Below are 5,482 nucleotides of genomic sequence, written 5' to 3' on the forward strand. Positions count from 1 at the left end.
CCTATGGTAGCAAAGGTAATATTAGGACCATACATTTCCCAGTTATAGTACAATTCCCCCATACCTGGTTCGGTGTAACTTGTGCCTACATTCGCTTTTAATCGACGATGAACATTACCTTTCACATTATGAGTCATGCCCAAATTAAAAGATACATTAGAACCAAATTTATCACTGTGGTCTAAGCGGACAATGGGTGATAAGGTAGTGTTCTTATTAACTTGCCATGTATCTTGTACATAGAAATTAAACTTCTTAATCTCTGCACGGCCTGCTGTTTGTTGATTGACACGTTTTAAATACTCTTCCTTAAAGTAAGCACCGTTTAATTTTAATTGTGTAGAGTCAAAATCGGATACGGCACCGTAGTAGAAACTTGGCAAATAGGCATCGTGAAGAGCTGGGTAATATTTGCCGTTTGCATCAGTCTTACCTTCCTTATTGGCGTGGTAATCTTCGATGAAAGCTTTATTTTCCGCTAACAATCGTTTAGCAAATTGTTGATAGCGTGCATAGGCTTCAGGGTTAAGTTTTTTCAAGGTCCGTTCCGTAGTCGGACCATCAACTAAGCCCATAACGGCTGAAGAATCGCTGTCATTAGACTCTAAATATTGAACATATTCTTCGTAGGTGAATTCTGGTAATGTACTAGGCTTATTTTTATCGCCGTTATACCATTCTTTCTCCTTATTCCATTGCTCTACGCCGGCTTCATTCTTTTTGAAAGAATGGTCATAAATCGTAGAAGATGGTACGCCATTTTTGACAGCTAAACTTTTATCATAATCCCACGGATCGATATGCCGTTTATAAGTGGTAGGAGCATTTTTAAGACGACTACCTTCACCAGTTTCACGAACGAAACCCATGCCATAGGATAAGAGATGATCTTTATTAAGCTGAGTATCTGCACTGAGTGTTAAGTTCCATTGGCGATGGTCCACATTATCTACATAGTTTAATGTATTCTTACCTTCATAGGTACTATTACCATAATCACTAGTTAATGTTAAATCATCCTCTTTAGTACGTGTATAGTTAACCTCTGCCTTCCAGTTACTTTTCTGATCTTTTCCTGTATAACTTAAGTTAAGATTATTACGATCTAAATCACGTTTGTAATGTACTTGTGGTTCCATAAAGGAATCACTACGTTTTACATATCGTTCTAGATCCTCGTTATAGCGGTCAATACGAAGTGCAAGAGAATGGTCTTTATTAAAGTCATACGTCGCACCAAGACCTACATTAGAATTAGTACCATAATAACGCAAGGAGTTCTTTAAGAAACCATGGTCTTCATCACTAGTCATGGTCGTTGCACGACGAGCTTCACTAGCATAAATAGGCATGATATCACGTTTACTACCGTGAATATTAACCTTTAATTTACCTAAGGAACCAGAATCAGCACGCATAAAGAAGTTAGAGTATGGCACAACATCGCCATCCCCTTTTTCTCTACGCCCTTCCGCATTAAATTGTACAGAGGCCGTTTTTTTAGGTTTATTGGTAATAACGTTGATAACACCGCCAATAGCATCAGAGCCATACTTGGCACTAGCTGCACCTTGGATAACTTCGATGCGTTCCACATTTTCCGTACCAAGACGTTGCAACTCATCACCAGCACCTTGGTATTTTGCAAGGTCCCCCATGACAGGTTGACCATCTACTAAGATAAGCGTATGTCGTGGATCGGCCCCCCGAATCGATACCCCAACACGGCCCATAGCATCAACCGTTCTAGAAACACCTGTTTCTGTAAACACAATATCTTCCACAGATTTCGCTTGTTTCTTCGCAATATCTTGCTTTGTAATAATCGTCGTTTGTTGCGACTCTTGTTTTGCTAACTCTTCAGCCCATGTGCCTCGAACATGAACAACATCAGTTGTTACTGTTGCATTTTCCGCCATGGTAGTGATAGGCATTTGCAACCAATATGCTACTGCACAAGACAGTATCAAATATCGGCTTGCCCGTGTAAACCGCCTATTCATCAGCTATCCTCCAAAAACTCTATTTCAAACTAGGTATATAAAAATACACTCCACTACTATTTAATGACATTGAAAATCATTTACAAGTTTAATAGTAACAAAGTGTATCTTGCATATCTACTCCGAAAAGACCAAAAATATACATTTCGGACAATATTAAGTTGTTATATCTTACGATAAGCGCTTGGAGTGACTCCTGTAGCCTCTTTAAATGCACTAGTAAATTTACTGCCATTCTCGTAGCCTACGGCATTAGCAATCTCTAAAACAGATTGATCTGACTCTTCAAGCAATCGCTTAGCTGCATTAATACGACATTCCTTTAGATATTGGTGGATTGTCGTCCCATATACCCCTTTAAAGCAGCGTTTTAATGTTGATGTAGGAATATCAAACTGCTCGGACAAGGAATCAATGGTTATACGTTTCATAAACTTTGTCGATATGTATTCATTTACAGCTTTTACAATATCTACTTGTTGTTTACGATAGGAACTTCTTTTTTCATGATTATCTGTGGAAATAACAGATAACAACAAAAAGATTTCAATAATTTTTAACTTAAAATAGTGCTCTTTAATTTGAGTAGGCACATTATATAAACTAGAAAAAATCTGACGAACAGATTCCGTCTCTTCCATCATCATACCAAAGTCAGAATGCTCACAAAACCGATTCGCTAATTGAGTTAAATCGATGCGCGTATCCGTGACAAGTGCATCTAATACGGGTTGTGCTTTTTCAACATCTACCAGTAATACAATCCCTTTAAATAGTTTTGTAGGGAAATAGTTCTCATGTTGATAATCAGCGTGAGTATGCCACCCTAGCGACATATCCCCTGGCCCCATATATAAATACTCACCAGATGTAAATCGACACTCAATGCGTCCCTCTTCACAATGGTTTATGGCAAACGTCTTTGTATGTGATTTAGCATAAAATTGAATCGTTTCTTGCTTCACGTCGAGGAACATCAAATCGATACCGTCAAACACTGTATGTCTCGACATAGTGGTTCCTGCATGTGAAACTGCATGATTATGTGGATTCATACTATCACCATATACACAAATACTATAAACATAAACGTTAATATTGTATTATAGTATACTTATTGATATCTATTGTCAAATTCAAATTAGTAATAATTCATTTTTTCTTTAAAAATATAAGTGAATAGCCTCGTAAGTTAAACTAATGTAGTCTAACTTGCGAGGCTATATTCAGAATCACCATCGATAATTCTTTATTTTTTAGTTTTTACAATAAAAGCTAACGCTATTACGTGACCAACCCATACGAGGCCCATCACAATAAGAGCAACTGGCATATTTTGACTAAAATAAGCACCGATTGCCATTATAGTAGTAACAGAAGCGAGAATAGACAACTTTGTCCGCAACGTCAACGCTTTATCGCGTTCATAGGCACCAACGGTCTTTTGGTATAAACTAGACTCCAAAAACATTTTATGGAATCGTTCAGATCCTCGAGCTAAACAAAATAAGGTTAGCATATAAAAAGGAACTGTTGGCAATAGTGGTAGTACAATACCTGCTGTACCAAGGACAAAACTTATAGCACCAATGGTCAAGAATACATATCGAACTACAACATTACTATGTTGCTCAGTTGTTTTCATTAATCCTCTTCTACGTAGTTAATAACTTTACCTTTTGTTTTAATAAAGTTAGGAATGATAAGTACTAATGCAGCAATAGCTACGATACCATAAATACCAGCCATACCTACCCATTCGTAAGCATTACCTAATACAAGGCCCATTACGGCAAAGTCCGCATCACCAAAGGTTGTATTTTGGAAGCCTAATTGACCAAGAACTGGAAGTGCCATTGCTGGTAAGAATGTGATAGCTAAACCATTAAGGAAAGCACCTACAGCTGCACCACGACGACCACCAGTAGCATTACCATAGATACCTGCTGTAGCACCACAGAAGAAGTGTGGTACAAGACCAGGAATGATCAATACGCCACCTACAGCACCAAGGATAAGCATACCGATGATACCACCGATGAAGGAGCTAAGGAAGCCTAATACTACAGCTGTTGGAGCATATGTAAAGAATACAGCACAGTCTACAGCTGGGATGGCATTAGGAATAATTTTTGTAGCAATACCTTGGAAGGCAGGAATCAAATCACCTAAGATCATACGTACACCAGAGTATACGATTGTTACGCCTACTGCAAAGTTCATAGCACTCATAACAGCGTATAAGTAAGGACTCATATCGCCAGATAAAGTAGATACGAATTCAGAGCCTGCTGCAATTGCGGCGATTAAATAGAATACGATCATAGTCAATGCAGTAGATAATGTGGAGTCACGCAAGAAGCCCCATTTTTCAGGAATTTCAATATCTTCTGTGCTATCTTCAGCTTTACCTACATATTGAGCAACCCAAGCAGATAAATAATAACCTAAACTACCAAAGTGACCTATAGCAATTTCATCACCATCAGTAACTTTAGATGTGTAGCTTTGACCAATAGCTGGAGAAATGGCAGACCACGCGCCCATCAAGAAACCACCTACAAGGATAAGCTCCATACCGGACAAACCTGCAGTACCGAGTACGGCAGACATGAGACATGCCATAAACAAGCTGTGATGACCTGTTAAGAACACATATTTGAACTTGGTGAAACGAGCAATACATAAGTTCATCAATAAGCCTACTACGAGAATAGACATCGTTTCAACGCCAAGAACCTTTTGTGCAACAGCTACGATAGCTTCATTGTTTGGTACAACGCCAGTAATATGGAAGCCATGTTCAATCATCTTGCCTAGTGGATCAAGATTGCTAACGATAACACCAGCACCTGCTGCGAGCATCAAGTAGCCAAGAATCGGTTTCAATGTACCTGTCATTACCTTATGAAACGGACGTTTCAAAGCAACTAAGCCTACACATGACATAATACCAATTAAAAGTGCTGGTTGAGACAGCACGTCACGTAAGAACTCTAATACCATTTCCATGGCACTACCTCCTATATATAGTTGTTACATCTTATTGAGCTGCTTGTTTTAATGCATCAAGAATATCTTCTGTGATTTTCTTTTTATTAATATAGCTACGAACAATAGCGATATTTTTGCCTTCGAATTGTTCTGCCAATTCTTTTACAGTTACGATAAGATCAGCCTTACGACCTTGAGCCGCATTAAAATCGATAGACTCAACTTGTGCATCAATGCCGTTTTCAGCACAAATCTCTTCGATTTTCATTTTAAGCATCAAGCTAGAACCAATGCCATTACCGCATACAGTTAATACAGAAATCATAATTGCCTCCTTCTATATCTATTATTGATCGTCTAAATGCTCAGCCAAAAATGCTTGTACATCGTCGATACTTTCAAACTCAACGGCTGCATCTAAAAATTCGTCATCCTCAAATAAAGTAGCAATATCCGTCAACAATTGAATATGCTCATCCTTATTA

Annotated in this window: 5 protein-coding genes and 1 pseudogene; all 6 read right to left on the reverse strand. The window is 38.3% G+C overall.

Annotated features, from left to right (window positions below):
• A partial coding sequence (locus Q0F90_RS06795) for a TonB-dependent receptor domain-containing protein (RefSeq protein ID WP_296004302.1) occupies positions 1-1,934 on the reverse strand: 1,934 nt, incomplete at its 3' end.
• A gap of 233 nt (positions 1,935-2,167) precedes the next feature.
• Complete coding sequence (locus Q0F90_RS06800) at positions 2,168-3,058, reverse strand: helix-turn-helix transcriptional regulator (RefSeq protein ID WP_367113420.1); 891 nt, start codon at positions 3,056-3,058, stop codon at positions 2,168-2,170.
• A gap of 194 nt (positions 3,059-3,252) precedes the next feature.
• Positions 3,253-3,648: a YbaN family protein gene (locus Q0F90_RS06805; protein WP_296004300.1), complete on the reverse strand. Its 396-nt coding sequence runs from the start codon at positions 3,646-3,648 to the stop codon at positions 3,253-3,255.
• Positions 3,648-5,015: a PTS ascorbate transporter subunit IIC gene (locus tag Q0F90_RS06810; RefSeq protein WP_009351123.1), complete on the reverse strand. Its 1,368-nt coding sequence runs from the start codon at positions 5,013-5,015 to the stop codon at positions 3,648-3,650. Before Q0F90_RS06810 ends, Q0F90_RS06805 begins: the two co-directional genes overlap by 1 nt.
• Positions 5,016-5,046: 31 nt before the next feature.
• Positions 5,047-5,322: a PTS sugar transporter subunit IIB gene (locus Q0F90_RS06815; RefSeq protein ID WP_296004301.1), complete on the reverse strand. Its 276-nt coding sequence runs from the start codon at positions 5,320-5,322 to the stop codon at positions 5,047-5,049.
• 21 nt (positions 5,323-5,343) lie between these two features.
• Positions 5,344-5,482: pseudogene (locus tag Q0F90_RS09230) on the reverse strand (PTS sugar transporter subunit IIA); the annotation flags it as partial.

Source organism: uncultured Veillonella sp. (assembly GCF_934190855.1).
Taxonomy (GTDB): domain Bacteria; phylum Bacillota; class Negativicutes; order Veillonellales; family Veillonellaceae; genus Veillonella.